At 67.3% G+C, this 16568-nt stretch carries 16 protein-coding genes; 11 read left to right on the plus strand and 5 right to left on the minus strand.

What is annotated here, in order from left to right:
- Positions 1-73: 73 nt before the first annotated feature.
- Together murJ and H623_RS20665 are read right to left on the minus strand one after the other, a co-directional pair.
- Complete coding sequence (gene murJ, locus H623_RS0116815) at positions 74-1687, minus strand: murein biosynthesis integral membrane protein MurJ (RefSeq protein ID WP_022902094.1); 1614 nt, start codon at positions 1685-1687, stop codon at positions 74-76.
- Positions 1680-4124, minus strand: a complete 2445-nt coding sequence (locus tag H623_RS20665) for a DUF6049 family protein (RefSeq protein WP_022902095.1) — start codon at positions 4122-4124, stop codon at positions 1680-1682. Before H623_RS20665 ends, murJ begins: the two co-directional genes overlap by 8 nt.
- A 161-nt stretch (positions 4125-4285) precedes the next feature.
- On the opposite strand from H623_RS20665, the gene H623_RS0116825 reads away from it, so the two are divergent.
- Complete coding sequence (locus H623_RS0116825; RefSeq protein ID WP_022902096.1) at positions 4286-5716, plus strand: CCA tRNA nucleotidyltransferase; 1431 nt, start codon at positions 4286-4288, stop codon at positions 5714-5716.
- Positions 5717-5855: 139 nt separating this feature from the next.
- On the opposite strand, the gene H623_RS0116830 is transcribed toward H623_RS0116825, so the two are convergent.
- Both H623_RS0116830 and H623_RS20670 read right to left on the minus strand, forming a co-directional pair.
- Positions 5856-6644 carry a PIG-L family deacetylase gene (locus H623_RS0116830; RefSeq protein WP_245559018.1) on the minus strand — a complete coding sequence of 263 codons (789 nt, stop codon included), beginning with the start codon at positions 6642-6644 and terminating at the stop codon, positions 5856-5858.
- Entirely contained in the window at positions 6641-7876 is a 1236-nt protein-coding gene (locus tag H623_RS20670; protein ID WP_022902098.1) for a glycosyltransferase, read from the minus strand. Before H623_RS20670 ends, H623_RS0116830 begins: the two co-directional genes overlap by 4 nt.
- A 548-nt stretch (positions 7877-8424) precedes the next feature.
- Between H623_RS20670 and rpsF the strand changes: the two genes are divergently transcribed.
- The 7 genes from rpsF (at position 8425) to H623_RS0116870 (ending at position 13924) form a co-directional block, all read left to right on the plus strand.
- On the plus strand, positions 8425-8787 hold the full coding sequence (rpsF, locus tag H623_RS0116840) for a 30S ribosomal protein S6 (protein WP_022902099.1): 363 nt from the start codon (positions 8425-8427) through the stop codon (positions 8785-8787).
- A 4-nt stretch (positions 8788-8791) separates the two neighbouring features.
- Positions 8792-9283: a single-stranded DNA-binding protein gene (locus H623_RS0116845; protein ID WP_022902100.1), complete on the plus strand. Its 492-nt coding sequence runs from the start codon at positions 8792-8794 to the stop codon at positions 9281-9283.
- Positions 9284-9357: 74 nt separating this feature from the next.
- The gene (rpsR, locus tag H623_RS0116850; protein ID WP_022902101.1) at positions 9358-9621 is read left to right on the plus strand and encodes a 30S ribosomal protein S18; all 264 of its coding nucleotides are present in this window, start codon (positions 9358-9360) and stop codon (positions 9619-9621) included.
- A gap of 9 nt (positions 9622-9630) precedes the next feature.
- Positions 9631-10083, plus strand: a complete 453-nt coding sequence (gene rplI, locus H623_RS0116855) for a 50S ribosomal protein L9 (protein ID WP_022902102.1) — start codon at positions 9631-9633, stop codon at positions 10081-10083.
- 846 nt (positions 10084-10929) lie between these two features.
- A complete protein-coding gene (gene dnaB / locus H623_RS0116860) occupies positions 10930-12303 on the plus strand; it encodes a replicative DNA helicase (RefSeq protein ID WP_022902103.1) in 1374 nt (457 codons plus the stop codon).
- A 177-nt stretch (positions 12304-12480) separates the two neighbouring features.
- Positions 12481-13167 (plus strand): GNAT family N-acetyltransferase, encoded by a 687-nt coding sequence (locus tag H623_RS0116865; protein ID WP_022902104.1) that lies wholly within the window; start codon positions 12481-12483, stop codon positions 13165-13167.
- 268 nt (positions 13168-13435) lie between these two features.
- The gene (locus H623_RS0116870) at positions 13436-13924 is read left to right on the plus strand and encodes a hypothetical protein (RefSeq protein WP_022902105.1); all 489 of its coding nucleotides are present in this window, start codon (positions 13436-13438) and stop codon (positions 13922-13924) included.
- A 166-nt stretch (positions 13925-14090) separates the two neighbouring features.
- On the opposite strand, the gene H623_RS0116875 is transcribed toward H623_RS0116870, so the two are convergent.
- Positions 14091-14543, minus strand: a complete 453-nt coding sequence (locus H623_RS0116875) for a MarR family winged helix-turn-helix transcriptional regulator (protein WP_022902106.1) — start codon at positions 14541-14543, stop codon at positions 14091-14093.
- Between the two features lie 92 nt (positions 14544-14635).
- On the opposite strand from H623_RS0116875, the gene H623_RS0116880 reads away from it, so the two are divergent.
- The 3 genes from H623_RS0116880 to H623_RS21575 form a co-directional block, all read left to right on the plus strand.
- On the plus strand, positions 14636-15244 hold the full coding sequence (locus H623_RS0116880; RefSeq protein ID WP_022902107.1) for an NADPH-dependent F420 reductase: 609 nt from the start codon (positions 14636-14638) through the stop codon (positions 15242-15244).
- Positions 15245-15384: 140 nt separating this feature from the next.
- Positions 15385-16140, plus strand: coding sequence for an SDR family oxidoreductase (locus tag H623_RS0116885; protein WP_022902108.1), 756 nt, complete (start codon positions 15385-15387; stop codon positions 16138-16140).
- Between the two features lie 199 nt (positions 16141-16339).
- Positions 16340-16568, plus strand: a 229-nt coding sequence (locus tag H623_RS21575) for an IS481 family transposase (protein WP_022901997.1), incomplete at its 3' end; no start/stop codon positions are given.

Consider the following 16568-nt stretch of genomic DNA (forward strand, 5'->3'; position numbering starts at 1 on the left):
GTCCTGTGCAACACAGTGTAGGCGGATGCTATTCCGCACCGAGGTGCCGCGGGGCGAGCGGCGTGACGCGGCGTCAGTGACGCGAACGGACAGGCATCCGGCTGCGCAGAGCCGACCAGGCGAGCGCGAACTCCTCGGTGCGCAGAAGACGCAGCATCCCGGAGTAGATCAGCAGCATGACGACGCCGATCGCGGCGATCGCGACGACGGCGGTCAGCCGGTTCGCGACCGCGAAACCGCCGCTCGTGCCGCCGAGGAGCAGGAGCACAGCGAAGCCCGCCGCGCCAGCGACGATGGCGGAGAGCACGTAGCGCCAGAGTCCGTTCAGGATGCGGCGCCCGTCGACCCCGTGCATGCGACGGCGCAACAGCACGGCGGCGATGATCGCCTGCACGGTGCCCCCGGCGGAGACGGCGAAGGCGATGGACATCGCGCGGAACTCCGGGGCGACCAGCAGGCAGAGCAGCACGCCTGCGACGACGACCACGACCTGCGCGAGCGTGAAGAAGAACGGGGTGCGGGTGTCTCCCAGCGAGTAGAACGCGCGCTGGATGACGAAGAGCACGCAGAACGGGATGAGGCCCGCCGCGTAGCCGATCAGCACGTTGCCCATCTGGCTATAGGCGGTGGGGGTGAACACGGTCGCGATGGGGTAGGCCGCGACGATGATCGCGGCAGAGAAAAAGCTGATCAGAACAGAAATAGTGCGGGTGGCGGTGGAGAAGTCGGCACGGAACGAGGTGAAGTCGCCGCGATGCGCGTGCTCGGCCATGCGTGTGTAGTAGGCCGTCACGATGGAGACGGCGATGATCGAGTGCGGCAGCATGAAGATGAGCCAGGACTGGGTCATCGCCGCGACCGACGCGACGTTCCCGCTGTCGCCCACCGTGTTCGCGACGTTCGTCTCGATCACCCCGGCGATCTGCGTGAGGATGAGCATCGCGAACGTCCATCCGGCGGCCTTGCCCGCCGTGCCCAGGTCGACGCCTCGCCAGCGGAAGTCGAAGCGGAACTTCAGGCCGACCTTCCTCCAGAAGAAGAACAGCACGACCGCCTGCACGGCGATGCCGAGAGTGGCTCCGCCACCGAGCACGGCGACCATGGCAGGACTCCAGCTCTCTGCGTGAGTGCGCGGATGCTGCACCTCCGTGCCGAAGGTGAGGATGAAGACGACCAGCATCGAGATGCTGACGACGTTGTTGAACACGGGCGCCCAGGTGAACGGCCCGAACGACTTGCGAGCGTTCAGCACCTCGCCGAGCAACGTGTAGAGGCCGAGGAAGAAGATCTGTGGCAGCGACCAATAGGCGAACGCCGTCACGAGGTCGGCATACGCGCCGCGAGCGCCGAACAACTGAGCGAGGTACGGCGCCAGGAGCGTGGCGACGAGGGCGACGGTCGCGAAGATGACCATGCCGAGCGTGACGAGCTTGTTGATGTAGCCCTTGCCGCCATCGGCGTGCACGGAGGCACGCACGATCTGCGGCACGAGGATGGCGCTCAGGATGCCCTGGGCGATGATCGCGTAGATGCTGTTCGGCACCTGCGTTGCTGTCCCGTAGGCGTTGGCGCCGATCGCGACCACGCCGATCGCCTGGATCAGTACCCACGAGCGCACGAATCCGAGCACGCGGGAGACCATCGTGCCCGAGGCGAGCATCGCGCTCGCCCGACCGACACTAGCCACGCTGGTCTCCCTCGTCGCTGTGTGCCGGGCTCTCCGGAGGTGCTGGCGCTTCGACTCCGCGCTCCGCGCTCCGCTCAGCGGGCACGGGGGAAGCGACACCGTCGTCGCTGGTGTCGGGCACGGGGGAAGCGACACCGTCGTCGCCGGCGTCGGGCGCGCCGGCTGTGTCAGGGTCGTCGCGGGTGACGGGTGTGTCGATGTCGTCGGGCGCGTCGGAATCGGAGGGCGAGGCATCCTTGCCCCTCCCCCTGATGCGCCGCACGATGCTGCGGGTCAGGCCGAAGCCGAAGAACAGCACGACCGCGATGCCGAGGATGAGGGCGCCCAGGCCCTCCCAGTCGGCATGCACCTCGACGGCCGCGGTCTGTCCCGTTCCCACCTTGAGTCCGGTGGGGCTGTAGAGCTGCAGACTGAGCTTCACGCTTCCGTTGCCGAGCTTGGCCTTCACGGGCACGAGCACCTTGGCGCTGGCCTTGGCGGGGATGGTCTTCGACGTGTCCGAGTCCACTTCGAGACGGCCGTTGGACGGGGTCGCCCTCAGCACCACGTTGACCGGCATGCTGAAGCTGTTCGTCACGGTCACCGGAATGAGACTCTGCGCGCTCGCGACGGTGATCTTGCCTGTCGGATCGATATTGACCGAGGATGTCGTCTGCCGCGCCTTGGCAGTGAAGCTCGACACCGCCGCGGGCCAGTTGTTCTCCGACTGCAGCCAGCCGACACCGAGCAGCGTCAGCAGCTGGTTGCGCGTGTTGCCGGTGAGCAGCGCGGGGTCCGAGAGAACGGTGGCGAAGGCATCCATGCTGCCCGCATCAGCAGTGAGGGTCTTCACGTTGGCTGTGCGGTCGGCGTCTTGCGTGACGTCCTTGAGCGCGAGGCCGTCGGTGTGCGGGGCGTTGAGCGCGTCGCGCAGTGAGGACACCTGGGCCCAAGGGAGGTTGTACACGCTGGTCAGACCACGGTTGGCCTCCGACGAGCCGGACGGCCAGTCACGGTCGAGCGCCGCCAGGATGATCGTGTTCCCGTCGCTCTGACCATCGATCTCGGCCAGCTGGGCCGACACGGATGCCAGTGCCGCGTTCTCTTCGTCGGCGTTCGTCGCACCGACCACGCGACGCAGCGCGTCGCTCACGCCCTGGTCGGCCACCAGCGCCGTGCCGCCTTTCACCGACAGCGGCGCGTTCGGCGTGACGCCCAGCGTCGACGCGTTCGTGTTAGAGCCGTACACGATGGTGGACGGATATCCGGCGCCGACCAGGTCTTCCACATCACTGCCCCGCAGGCTGTCATCGGCGGGCCAGGCGATGCCGGCGAACGTGTACGGCCAGGCCAACAGGGACTCGAGCGTCGGGAGCTTCGACGACGCGGTCGCGGTGGGAGTCGGCGTCACGAACGGATTGGTCGTGGCCGTCGGAGTCGGCGACGGAGTCTCTCCGACCGACAGCGGTGACGAGAAGTTCCTCTCATCGAGTGCGTACGCGAACGAGGTCGGGGCGAGCAGCGAGGTGAAGCCGGACTGCAGCTCGGTCGCCACGTCGGCGTCGCCGTATTGGAGCGGGAACGAGTCGTTCGTCAGATCGGCGAGGTCTTGCAGCCAGCTGCGTGCGCTCTGCGGCGCGGAATCTCCCAGCACGCGGATCGACGCGATGATCATCGGATCGATGCCGATCGCCATCGCCGGATGCTCCTCGGCGAGGGCGAGCTGGCGGGTGAGCAGGCCGTCCGTGCCGGTGTAGGCGGCGAGCTCGTCGCTCGAGATGAGCCCGGCAGCCGTCGGCGGCACCGTGATCGGCATCGCGACCGCGAGCCCAACCTTGTTCTGCACGGTGTCACCCGTGTATGCGAGCGTGGAATATCCGGTCCCCACCGCGCCCGACGCCTCGGTGATGGTGGCCTTCAGCCCGTAGACGGCGGACCCTCCGCTGAGCCCAACCGTCTTCGCCGGGATGGTGACGCTCGCCACGCGCTCGGTCGTGCCCGGTGGCACGGCCGGGGTGAGATCGGTGGCGATGACGCGCGTGGCCGGGTGATCTCCGCTCGGCGAGGTCCAGGCATCCAAGGCCGAACGGGTCGCGAGCGGGCCTGTCGTGATGGCGATGTCGACGGACCCCGTGTCGACCGGCGTCGGGGTGGCGTTGCCGAGACTCACCGTGACGGTCACGGCCGCACCGGGCGATGTCGTGCCCGCATCTCCGGCGTAGAGGGAGACGGTGTCGGAGTCCGCCTTCACCTCCGCATTCGCGTGTGCGCTCGGCGCCGCGGACGCGAGGGCGGAGGAGCCTGATGCCGGCCCGGCGGAGCCTGCTGCCGCGCTCCCCGCAGCGCCCAGGGCCGCGGCCTGCGCGGGCGCCGCACCCACCAGCGCGAGCAGTGCGGCGACGCACGCCGCCAGCAGTGCGCTGCGGCTGGCTCCCCGTCGTCCCCGGATCAGCCGCATGCGGCAGCACAGGGGTCGTCGGGGAGCATGAGCGCAATTGTACGGGGAGGCAGCCGGGGAATTACGGGGCGTGAGGCGCTGTGCGGCGTGCTCACACGCATCCGTTATGCGCAAGGGGAACAGGGATGCCTCCCCGCAGCGCCGGTAGACTGGCGTGCACTATGCAGAGCGTCGCCGAGTCCCTCGCGCGCCTGCGCGAAACGGCGGAGTCGCCCGTCGTGTCGCGCCTTGCCCTGGCCTTCGCGGAGGCGGGACACGAGCTGGCGCTCGTCGGCGGTCCCGTTCGTGATGCGCTGCTCGGCCGGCGCGTGCACGACCTCGACTTCACGACCGACGCGCGGCCGGAGCGCACCATCGAGATCGTGAAGCCGCTCGCGGATGCCTGGTGGGACATCGGCCGCCAGTTCGGCACCGTGGGCGCACGAATCGGCGACGACACCGTCGAGATCACCACGTACCGCGCCGACAGCTACGACGGCGCGACGCGCAAGCCCGAGGTGGTGTTCGGCGACACACTCGAGGGCGACCTCGTGCGGCGCGACTTCACCGTGAACGCGCTCGCGCTGCGCGTGCCGCAGGTGGTGCTGGTCGACCCGTCGAACGGCGTGGACGACCTGCTGGCGAAGGTGCTGCGCACGCCCATCAGCCCGGAGGTCTCGTTCGGCGACGATCCGCTCCGCATGCTGCGCGCGGCACGATTCGCCTCGCAGCTCGGCTTCGCGGTGAGCGACGACACCGTGACGGCGATGCGCGAGATGGCCGATCGCATCGAGATCGTCAGTGCCGAACGCGTGCGCGATGAGCTGGTCAAGCTGCTGTCGAGCGACGAGCCCCGCGCCGGGCTGGAACTGCTCGTCGAGACGGGACTGGCCGAGCGCATCCTGCCCGAGCTGCCGGCGCTGCGGCTCGAGATCGATGAGCACCACCACCACAAAGACGTCTACCGGCACACCCTCACTGTCGTCGATCAGGCCATCGGCTATGAGAAGGAGCGGCACCCCGGCGAGGAGCCCGACGTGCCTCTGCGCCTCGCCGCGCTGCTGCACGACATCGGCAAACCGGCGACAAGGCGGCTGGAGGCCGGCGGTGCCGTGAGCTTCCACCACCACGACGTCGTCGGGGCGAAGCTGGCACGTAAGCGGTTGCGCGCGCTGCGGTTCGACAACGAGACCGTGGATGCCGTCACCCGGCTCATCGAACTGCACCTGCGGTTCTTCGGTTACGCCGACGGCGCCTGGACCGACTCGGCCGTGCGCCGGTACGTGCGGGATGCCGGCGACCAGCTCGAGCGGCTGCACGAGCTCACGCGCGCCGACGTGACCACGCGCAACCGCCGCAAGGCCGACCGGCTCGGCTTCGCGTACGACGATCTCGAGGATCGCATCACGCAGCTCAAGGAGCAGGAGGAGCTGGATGCCGTGCGTCCGGACCTCGACGGAACCGCAGTGATGCGCATCCTCGGCCTGAAACCCGGGCCGGACGTCGGACGGGCGATGAAGTTCCTGCTCGACCTGCGCCTGGACGACGGGCCGCAGGACCCGGACGAGGCCGAGCGGCGACTGCGCGAGTGGTGGGCGGCGCAGGGCAACTGATCGCGTAACCGGCCTCGCGGGTTACGAGCGCCCGGCTCGTGCGGTGCACGATGGCCGATGGACGGCAGGCCGATGGACGGCGGGCCATGGACGGCAGTCCGGCCGACGTTATGCCGAGGCACGGCCAGCTGTTGCAGCCTCAGCTGATGCGGCGCACGCCGACCGCGGTCACGATCGGCTCGCGCTGTCCCCCCGAGTGAACGACGTGATCGCCGTCGACCGTGAGCTGCGTGGCGTGGGCGTGGAGGGCATCCTTCAGGCGAGCCAGGTGCGTCGAACCGTCGATCGTGAGAGCCCCAGCTGTGCCCGCCGGCACGACCTCGACGAACGGGATGCCGGCGAGACGGCTCGCGGTGAGCGCGGCTGCGCGAATGGCGCGGTGATCCGGATGCCCGTACCCGCCGTGGTCGTCGTAGCTCACGACGAGGTCGGGTCCGGCCGGATCCCGCGCCGCGCAGTGCTGCAGGAACGCGAGCACGTCGGCGACGATCTCGGACTCGGGGGCGCGGGTGAGGGCATCCTCGGGGGCGTCGTCCACGGGACCGGCGACGCTCGGGGTGACCCAGCGCATCCCGGAGTCGGTGTAGCGGCGGGCCGCGAGCCCGGCTGCACGCGCCGGCGGCTCGCCGAGGTAGTGAGACCGGGTGATGCCGAGCACATCGACGGCGCGATCGAGCTCATCGAGACGGATGCCGGTGAGCACGTTCGCGTCGCTCCCCACCTTCGCTCGGAGCGCGGGAACGACCTCGCCGCGCTCGCCGCGCGTGGCGGTGAGCAGGTCGACGCGAACGCCCTCGGCGATCAGCATCAGGATCAGCGCCCCGGTCGAGAGGGTCTCGTCGTCGGGGTGCGCGTGCACGAAGAGCACGGAACGCACGTTGTGGTACGGGTCGCCGTCGAGCGGGGAACCGCCGGCGGAACGGCTCACGCGCAGTCCCGCCACGGTTCGCCGACGGGAACCGCGTGGTGGTCGTCGGCGTGGTGCAGCAGGTGCCGATAGACGGCCACCGTCTCCCTGGCCGATCGTTCCCAGGTGCGCTCGCGCGCCAGTCGCAGGGCGGACTCCGACAGCGCGCGCCAGTGCTCGTGATCCTGCAGGAGCGTCGTCAGCCGCGCTGCCCAGGCTCGCGGGTCGCGTGTCTGCATCAGCGCAGCTGCTCGGCCGTTGACGGCTTCGCGAAGTCCTCCGGAGTCGGCCGCGAGAACGGGGACGCCGCTCGCGGCGGCTTCCAGCGCGACGAGCCCGTATGTCTCGGAATGCGAGGGCACCAGCACGGCCGACGCGTGTGCGAACAGCTCGGCCAGTGCCTCGCGCGAAAGGGGCCCGGCGAAGCGCACGCGGTCCGCCACGCCCAGGTCGACGGCGAGGCGCTGCAGTTCGCCGAGGTGCCATTCGTAGCCGTCGGTCGGCCCGCCGGCGATGACGAGATCCGGCCGCAGATCGTCGGGCATGGCGGCGATCGTCGCGATGGCGAGATCGAGGCCCTTGAGCGGCTCGAGGCGCGCGGCGGTGACCACGTAGGGGCGCGGATCGACGGTACGCGACGCGCGGTGGAAGAGCGTGGCATCCACTCCGGGCAGCACGACGTGCACCAGGGAAGGATCGGCGTGCAGACGCTCGACGACGGTCCGCTCCTCCGCGTGGCTGACTGCGATGACGGCATCGGATGCCCGTGCCAGCCATTCCTCGCCGGCCAGCCTTCCCGCAGACTCCGGCCGCTCCCCCTGGCTGAGGTCGGTGGCCGGATCAGCGGCGATGCTGTGGAAACTCTGCAGGTGCGGAACGCAGCGCTCCCGGGCGAACGAGAGCCCCGCCATGCCGGCCAGCCAGTGATGGGAGTGCACGAGGTCGACGGGACCGACGGCATCCAGCCCGGCGCGGAATGCCGCGATGAAGTCCTCCTGCTCGGCCTTCGGTCGCAGCTGCGCAGGGCCGGCGTCGATGAGCCGAAGCACGACCCCGGACGGCCTGGTGCTCACGGCGGGCAGGTCGGGAGAGAATCGGCGCGTCGTCACCTCCACGTGGTGGCCTTCTGCCGCCATTCGCTCCGCGGTCGCGCGCACGAGCACGTTCATGCCGCCCACGTCGCCCGATCCCGGGGCGGCGAACGGCGACGTGTGCAGCGCCACCATCGCGATGCGCAGGGGTGTGCCGTCCATGTCACCAGACTACGGACCTCACCGCGAGGCGGTCCCATCGACGCATGCGCCCTCCCAGGACGGCGGCGGGCCTGGGGTCGGGAGCAGGCGGCCGCGGCGGCGGGAGCGGCCGGCCGTGGCGGGAGCGGGTGGCTGCAGCCGTGGCGGGAGCGGGTGGCTGCAGCTGTGGCGGGAGCGGGCGGCTGCGGCGGTGGCGGGAGCGGGCGGCTGCAGCGGAGGCGGGTGGGCGCAGCGGGAGCGCGCGGTGGGACGGGCGGCGGCGAAAACAGCAACGATCGCGCTCTCGCGCCGAGAACAGCGAGTTCTCTGCTGTTCTCGGCACGACCTGCTGTTTTCGCGGCGGCCCGTCGTGCGCTTCGCGGCCGGATCTCGACCTGACGGATGCCCCATACCGGGAACGAATGCAGTGAATTCGCTGATGGGGAAGGCATCCGGTACTCTTGGAGGGTTGTCCCTGCGGGCGCCCGCTCGCGCGTGGACAACGATGCACATACCCTCCTGCTGCAGAGATCCTGCAGTCGTTCTAGTCCAGAGGAGGTGGGTTAGTCATGCATCAGTACGAGTTGATGGTCATCCTCGATCCCGAGATCGATGAGCGCACCGTTGCTCCCAGCCTTGACAAGTTCCTCAACGTGATCCGTACGGATGGCGGCACGATCGACAACGTCGACGTGTGGGGCAAGCGTCGCCTGGCCTACGAGATCAACAAGAAGGGCGAAGGCATCTATGCCGTCGTCGACTTCACGGCGAACTCGGATGCCACGAAGGAGCTCGACCGACAGCTGAACCTTTCCGAGGCAGTCATGCGCACGAAGGTGCTGCGTGCCGAGGAAGCCATCGCCCAGGTCGCCGCCGCGCAGAAGCGCGCGGACGAGAAGGCGGCCCGCAAGGCCGACAAGGCGAGCGCCTAATCCGATGGCAGGCGAGACCATCATCACCGTGGTGGGCAACCTCACCGCCGACCCGGAGCTGCGGTACACGCAGAACGGACTGGCCGTTGCCAACTTCACCATCGCATCCACGCCCCGCACGTTCGACCGTGCCTCGGGCGAGTGGAAAGATGGCGAAGCTCTGTTCCTGCGCGCGAGCGTCTGGCGTGACTTCGCCGAGCACGTGGCGGGTTCGCTGACCAAGGGCTCAAGGGTCATCGCTTCCGGGCGGCTCAAGCAGCGTTCGTACGAGACGAAGGAGGGCGAGAAGCGCACCTCGATCGAGCTCGAGATCGATGAGATCGGGCCGTCGCTGCGTTACGCCACCGCATCCGTCACGCGCGCGCAGTCCTCGGGAGGCGGCCGCGTCGGCGGTGCGCCGAGCGACGACCAGTGGGCGCCGTCCACCGGGTCCTCCTCCAACAGCGCCGACGTGTGGAACGCGCCGGGCAGCTACAACGACGAGACCCCGTTCTAAGAACAGTTCTCCCGGTGCGTCCGGAGCCGGGCCATGTGCCCTCCTCCCCCACCGATTACCTCTAAGGAAAAACCATGGCTGGAAAGTCGAGCGGCGACCGCCGCAAGCCGATCCGCAAGGGCAAGGACGGAAAGAACGCCGCTCCGGCGAAGACCGTCCACGTGGGCGTCATCGATTACAAGGATGTCGCCACCCTGCGCAAGTTCGTCTCGGAGCGCGGCAAGATCCGCGCTCGCCGCATCACCGGTGTCTCCGTGCAGGAGCAGCGTCTCATCGCGAAGGCCGTCAAGAACGCCCGCGAGATGGCTCTGCTGCCGTACGCGGGCTCGGGCCGTTAGGAGTCACCCATGTCGAAACTCATTCTGACGCACGAGGTCTCCGGCCTCGGTTCGGCCGGTGACGTCGTCGAGGTCAAGAACGGCTACGCCCGCAACTTCCTCATTCCGCAGGGCTTCGCGATCGCGTGGACCCGCGGCGGCGAGAAGCAGGTTGAGCAGATCAAGTCCGCACGTGCCGCTCGCGAGCACGCGACCATCGAAGAGGCGCAGGACCTCAAGCTGAAGCTCGAGGCCAACAAGGTCAAGCTGTCGGTCAAGGCCGGCGCCGAGGGCCGTCTGTTCGGTTCCGTGAAGACGGCCGACATCGCCGCGGCGGTCGAGGCCGCCGGCATCGGTTCCGTCGACAAGCGCAAGATCGAGATCGGCGCACCGATCAAGTCGGTCGGCACGCACGAGGCGACCATCAAGCTGCGCGACGACATCAACGCCACGATCACCCTCCAGGTGGTCGCCGCGAAGTAGTCGCTCGCACGCCGTATCCGGGCCGCATCCCTTCGGGGGTGCGGCCCGTGGCGTTTCCGGTACGGCGTCGGGGCCAACTGCCGCCGGGACAGCAATATTCGCCGAGAACAGCAGCAATTCTGCTGTTCTCGCAGCAAACCCGCGATCCTTGCTGTTTTCGCGACAACGCCGAGGCCGGCCCGTTTTCACGACGACCGCCGGCAACGTCGGGCGTCGCAGCTTCTCGGTCGGATCGAGTCGCGCGCGAACGGGAGGCGGACCCGTTGTCGCGGGGTGCGCGCTCGCGCCGGCGGTGAAGCGGGGCTGTCTGCGGAGACCTGAGCGGCGTGTCGCGGGAGGGCATCCGTTCACTTCGCGTTCACCGTTTGCGCTAGCACCGAGCAGTGCTCTCGCGCAAGCTTTGTCCACATGTCGGGAGTGTCGCGGACGGCGTCGACCACAGGCATCCAACGAGTTTTTACACACAGCTGTGGGAACTTCTAATGGCTGGTCAGAGCGGATAACCGAGGGAAAGAATTCTGGTTATCCCCAGAAGTACCCACACCTTGTGCACACGGGCCTCGGCGTTTCGCCCAGATTGTGCACAGAGTTATCCACAGGACAAGTTGTGCCGTGCGATGGCCACTCCCTAGGGTGAGTGTTCGTTCCCGGTAGCGGTGACAACAGCGGGTCGCAGGCGGTCTTTGTCAGTGGTGACTGAGACCGTGGAGGGGCACGGCCGAACGTCACCGCGATCGCGTCGTGCCCGCGACGATGACGCGATCGGGGAGCGCTCGGCGCGGCGCAGCATCACCACAACAACAGCACAACCGCCGGCCGCGCCGGCAGGGGGATCAGGAGGTCTGGGTGTCGATCGCTCACCTGGGTCTGGCTGACGGCCGACCCGCATCCGAAGGCCGATCGCCGGAGCGCACCCCTCCGCACGACCTGCTCGCGGAGCAGAGTGCCCTCGGCGGGATGCTTCTGAGCAAGGATGCCGTCGCCGACGTCGTCGAGACGGTGCGCTCCACTGACTTCTACATTCCGAAGCACGAGGTCATCTACGAGGCGATCCTGTCGCTGTACTCGCGCGGCGAGCCGACCGATGTGATCGCGGTCACCGACGAGCTGACGAAGACCGGCGATCTCAGCCGAGCCGGCGGCCCCGAGTACCTGCACACGCTCACGAGCCTCGTGCCGACGGCGGCCAACGCCGGCTACTACTCCGAGATCGTCGCCGAGCGCGCGTTGCTGCGTCGCCTCGTGCAGGCGGGCACCCGCATCACGCAGATGGGCTACGCCGGCGAGGGCGAAGTGCTCGAGCTCGTCAACGAGGCGCAGGCCGAGATCTACTCGGTGACGGGCTCGACCGAGAGTGAGGACTACATTCCGCTCACGGATGCCGTCACGGCCGCGATCGATGAGATCGAGGCTGCCAAGCACAAAGACGGCAGCATGACCGGAGTCCCGACCGGGTTCGCGGATCTGGACGAGCTGACCAATGGCCTGCACCCGGGCCAGATGGTCATCGTGGCCGCGCGCCCCGCACTCGGCAAGTCGACGCTCGCGCTCGACTTCGCGCGTTCGGCCGCCATCCACCACGATCTGCCGACCATCTTCTTCTCGCTCGAGATGGGGCGCAGCGAGATCGCGATGCGTCTGCTGTCGGCCGAAGCATCCGTTCCGCTGCAGAACATGCGCAAGGGCACGGTCGATCAGCGCGACTGGACGACCATCGCCGCCACGCGCGGGCGTATCAACGATGCCCCGCTCTACATCGACGACAGCCCGAACATGACACTGGTGGAGATCCGCGCCAAGTGCCGTCGGCTCAAGCAGCGCGTCGGCCTCAAGATGGTCGTGATCGACTACCTGCAGCTGATGACGAGCGGCAAGCGCGTCGAGAGCCGCCAGCAGGAGGTCAGCGAGTTCTCGCGAGCGCTCAAGCTGCTCGCGAAGGAGTTGCAGGTTCCGGTCGTCGCGCTGTCGCAGTTGAACCGTGGGCCCGAGCAACGTTCCGACAAGCTCCCCGCCCTGTCGGATCTGCGCGAGTCGGGTTCGATCGAGCAGGATGCCGACGTCGTCATCCTCCTGCACCGCGAGTCCGCCTACGACAAGGACAACCCCCGTGCCGGCGAGGCCGACCTGATCGTCGCCAAGCACAGGAACGGTCCGACCCGCACGGTGACCGTCGCCTTCCAGGGCCACTTCTCGCGGTTTGCGGACATGGCGCCGGTGTAGGAGTCGTTTTGTAGGTTCCAAGTTGGATGTCGGATTCGACATTTAGCGCGGAACTTCGCGGTCTCGATGTCGAGGCGATCAGGTCGAAGTCGGCTCGATGTCATGGCCCCGTTCTCGTTCGGGTGCGCCATTATGGGTCGTGCACATAGGTACCGGTCTGTCTGCCAGCCTTGAGCCATGAAGACATCGAACGGGCTTGTCGAGTTGTGGCCTGCAGCTGGGGTCGTCGTGAGTTCGGGAAACGTCGATTTGCGCTGGATGGATGACGAATTGATCGTCGAACTCGCTCACCTGGCCGCCCGCGGGGTGCATGACCCGGAACGAATGCCGTTCGCTAGGCCGTGGACCCGCGGGACTGCCGAGCAAGTCATGCGTAGCGTGCTGACGTATCAGTGGGCCACGAGGCTCGCGGTCGCTCCAGGAGAGTTCCGGCTCAACTTCGCCGTGCTCGCCGACGGCGTCGTCGTGGGGTCGCAAGGGGCAAACTCCAAAGATTGGCATACCCGCCGAAGCGCCAGCACCGGCTCGTGGCTCGGCCGAGAATTCCAGGGCCACGGTATCGGCACCCGAATGAGGATGCTCATACTCCAGCTGCTTTTCGAAGGGCTCGGCGCGGCCGAAGCCACGACAGGTGCTTTCGCGGACAACCCGGCCTCCAACGCAGCCTCACGCAAGATCGGTTACTACGACGACGGCACAGAGGAAAAAGATCGCGAGGGCGTGCCTGTTCTACATAACCGGTATCGGATGCCCCGCGATCGCTGGCTCGAAGTCCGGGCTGAACACACCGCTCACCTTGGACTGCCAGTAGTCCTCGAAGGGGTATCCGCACTCCGCGAAGAATTGGACCAGGCGGTCAGCTAACCCACCACCCTCATGCGCAACCCGATCCGTCAGCGTGGGCGGCCGGTTTCGCGATGCGCTATGGGCAGCTGGGCTGCGTCACAGCATGTCTATGAGAGGGGAACAACCCAACTCAGGCAGCCCTTCGCCGACGCATCCATGAATCTTCTAATCTGGATCGCATGGCCAAACTTGATAAACGCTCAGTCGTCGAGGACATCAAGCTCGGCGGCCGAACCGCTGAAGAAGAGTCTGAGCATTTGTCTCGCTATTGCGTCGAGACGGAGCAGTGGCGGAAGGTTTGGCAGACGGCAAGAAGGTCGCAGCGCCCCGCGAGCTAATCCACCTCTTCACCACGGTTCGTGATCGGCAATTGGGTCGATTCGATACCGGGCAAGCTGCGATCGCAGACGATGTCTTCTTTGAGTCACAATCATTCCGCGATGCGCACCCTGAGGTCTCGAGCATCCGACTCCAGACGACGATCTGTCCCGAGTACCCATGGCTGAAGGACTGGCTAGAGGCGCTACGAGGCCAACGAACTCAGCAGGACCTAGAGAGTCTCGAAGCGATATGGAAGACGCCACGTGCTGAGACAGCGGAGCGGATCAAACGTCTGGTTGACGTCGGCTTCTTCGAGCCCGGCGGAGCGATCGCAGAGCGCACGTATTGGGTTCCATTCCTGTACCGCCCAGCGCTCGAAATGGCGCAGGGAGCAGCGGATGGTCTGCGCGAGCGCACTGGAAGCTCAGTCGACGACGACGAAGCGATTGGCTGAGCAATTCGCCGCAATCATCCGCACGACTCCCGGTTCTGCACGGGCAGAGCTCGGCCGGCGTGTCCTTCTCGGTCTCCAGCACCCTGCATAGCTTGTGAGCCGCGCTAGGTGTAGGAATTCGCCATCTTTCGCGGAAGTCGAGCACGGCTGCGGCTTCTGAGCCGATTCAAGCCTTCGAGCGTCGCAACGCGGTCACGACCCGGTCGAGAGCCTCTCGGATGGTGTCGATTTCGCTGGGCTGCAGGAGGTCGAGGAACTTCGCCCTGACGAGCCCGACGTGGCCAGGGAAAGCTTCCAATGCGCGATCGCGACCCATAGGCGTGAGCATGGCGAGGACACCCCGCTCGTCGTCGGACGTCGCGGCACGCCGCACGAGTCCGGCCTTCTCGAGCTGAGTGACCTGGTACGTCAAGCCGCTCCGGGAAAGCACGAGGACGTCTGCGAGCTCGCTCATTCGCAGGCCGGCGCTCGAGTTGAGCAGCGTGGCAAGAATCGTGAACTGCAGAGGCGTCATGCCGTGCTCGGCGAGCTGGGCAGCCACAGCGCGTTGGAGGAGGTCGCCAGCCGCGATGAGGCCGAAGTACGCACCGAGCTCGTCCTCATCCAACTCGTCAGTCACACGGCTCCCCAAGACTTGATTCCAATTCGAACTAGTTGTACGGTCAATCTAGTTCGAGTTCAAACAACATTCTAATCCGACTGGAGCATCTCATGCACATTGCAGTTCTTGGCACCGGCCACATGGCCACCACGCTGGCCGGTGGGTTCCTCGCCGCCGGCGACACCGTCACGTTCGGGTCGCGCGACCCCGAAAGGCATGCCGATCTATCGGCACCCGTCGTCGCCACGGCCGAGGCGTTGCGCGATGCGGACCTGGTGGTCAATGCGCTCCAAGCGGCCTTCTCCCTCGATGTGCTCAGGCCGCTGGCAAGCGAGCTGGCCGGTCGAGTCCTGCTCGACATCGGGAACGCGGTGACCCCCGAGTTCGACCTGCTGTACCCGGAGGCGAGTCTCGGAGAACTGTTGCAGGCTGCCCTTCCTGACACGCGGGTCGTCAAGTCGCTGAACACGCTACCCGGCACCATCACGGTCGATCCGGCCTCGCTCGCCGAGCCGACATCGCTGTTCCTCTCTGGAGAAGATTCGGGCGCGAAAGCGTTGGTGGCCTCGCTCATCGTGGACCTCGGTTGGGAGCGGTCGCAGCTGATCGACCTGGGCGGCATCGCCACAGCCCGGGCCGCCGAGCACTACTTCCTGCTCTTCGTCGCCATGATGCAGAGCCTGCACGGGCAGCCGTTCAACATCCGCGTCGTGCGCTGACAACCTGTTCCAGTAACAGGGCCGCACGTGCCGGGCGTTTCGAATGAGCGTGATTGTGACGCTGTGTTCAGGCTGGCCCCGCCAGTCCCAGGAAAAGCGGGGTTCTGGCTGGCTTGACTCGCCAGTCGCACAGTCGAGGCATGGATATCAGCAACCGCACCATCTTCATCATCGGCGCCACCTCGGGCATCGGTCTCGGGCTGGCCCGCCGCTTCGCCACGGCCGGAAGCACAGTAATCGTCGGCGGCCGTCGCACCGACCCGATCGACGGCCTCGAGGTCGTCGAGATCGACGTCACCGATGCCGATTCCGTCGCACGCGCTCGCGATGCCGTACTCGACCGACATCCCGGCCTCGACACGGTCGTCACCATGGCGGGCGTCATGCTCGTCGAGGATCTGCGCGACCCCGCGCACTTCGCGACCGCCGAGACGACGATCGACATCAATCTGCTCGGCACGATCCGAGTCATCGATGCCTTCACGCCGCATCTGCTCGCACGAGGTGCGGGCACCTTCATCACCGTGAGCTCGGGCATCGCCTTCCTGCCCTTCCCCCTCATGCCCACCTACGGGGCCTCAAAGGCCGCCGTGCACGCATACTCGGAGTCCCTGCGCGCGCAACTCCTCGGCACCGGGGTCGGCGTCGCCGAGCTCGTGCCTCCGGCCGTCGCGACGACGGCTGAGACCAAGCAAATGAATCCCGCGGCTGTCGATCTCGGCGCCTTCCTCGACGAGGCCATCAGCCTGTTGACACAGTCGCCGACACCCGACGAGATCCTGGTCGAGGCGGTGCATGAGCACCGCTGGGCCGAGCGTGAGGGGACGTACGGCGAGCTCGTCACTCGCCGCTCTCAGGCGCTCGCGATGCTCCCCGGTCGCTCGGTGCAGGCGTAACTGCTGCGCCGAGCAGCCTGCTCACAGCCCGTCGAACACGACAGCGAGCCGAGTGCACCGCAGCCCGGCACGAGTTTCACAACTGTGATGTCCAGGGACGTTGTTTCGGTGACTTGGCTTTGAGGAGTTGAGGGGCGAGGACCTCCGGTTGTGAAGTGGAGCTATTGAGTTCAACCGCTTCACGAACCTGGAGGCCCTCGTGTCCCACGCTAATGCTGCCCTGACTCCGCGTGCCCGGCTGCGGCTGGCGCGCTTGATCGTCGAGGACGGGTGGCCGCCGTCGGTCGCGGCGAAGATGTTCATGGTCTCGCCCGTCACCGCCCGAAAGTGGGCAACCCGACTGCGCTCGGAAGGGCCGATCGGGATGGCGGATCGGTCCAGCAGGCCGCGGTCGATGCCGACGAAGACGCCACTGCCCCAGGTCAAAC

The organism is Humibacter albus DSM 18994 (genome assembly GCF_000421825.1).
GTDB classification, from domain to species: Bacteria; Actinomycetota; Actinomycetes; order Actinomycetales; family Microbacteriaceae; genus Humibacter; species Humibacter albus.

Bases quoted from the DNA above. Each gene is read 5' to 3' on its own strand.
- H623_RS0116865 (WP_022902104.1), top strand. From the start codon at position 12,481: ATGAAGACATCGAACGGGCTTGTCGAGTTGTGGCCTGCAGCTGGGGTC.
- rpsR (WP_022902101.1), top strand. From the start codon at position 9,358: ATGGCTGGAAAGTCGAGCGGCGACCGCCGCAAGCCGATCCGCAAGGGC.
- H623_RS0116845 (WP_022902100.1), top strand. From the start codon at position 8,792: ATGGCAGGCGAGACCATCATCACCGTGGTGGGCAACCTCACCGCCGAC.
- H623_RS0116880 (WP_022902107.1), top strand. From the start codon at position 14,636: ATGCACATTGCAGTTCTTGGCACCGGCCACATGGCCACCACGCTGGCC.
- H623_RS20670 (WP_022902098.1), bottom strand. From the start codon at position 7,876: ATGGACGGCACACCCCTGCGCATCGCGATGGTGGCGCTGCACACGTCG.
- H623_RS0116885 (WP_022902108.1), top strand. From the start codon at position 15,385: ATGGATATCAGCAACCGCACCATCTTCATCATCGGCGCCACCTCGGGC.
- rpsF (WP_022902099.1), top strand. From the start codon at position 8,425: ATGCATCAGTACGAGTTGATGGTCATCCTCGATCCCGAGATCGATGAG.
- H623_RS0116825 (WP_022902096.1), top strand. From the start codon at position 4,286: ATGCAGAGCGTCGCCGAGTCCCTCGCGCGCCTGCGCGAAACGGCGGAG.
- H623_RS20665 (WP_022902095.1), bottom strand. From the start codon at position 4,124: ATGCGGCTGATCCGGGGACGACGGGGAGCCAGCCGCAGCGCACTGCTG.
- rplI (WP_022902102.1), top strand. From the start codon at position 9,631: ATGTCGAAACTCATTCTGACGCACGAGGTCTCCGGCCTCGGTTCGGCC.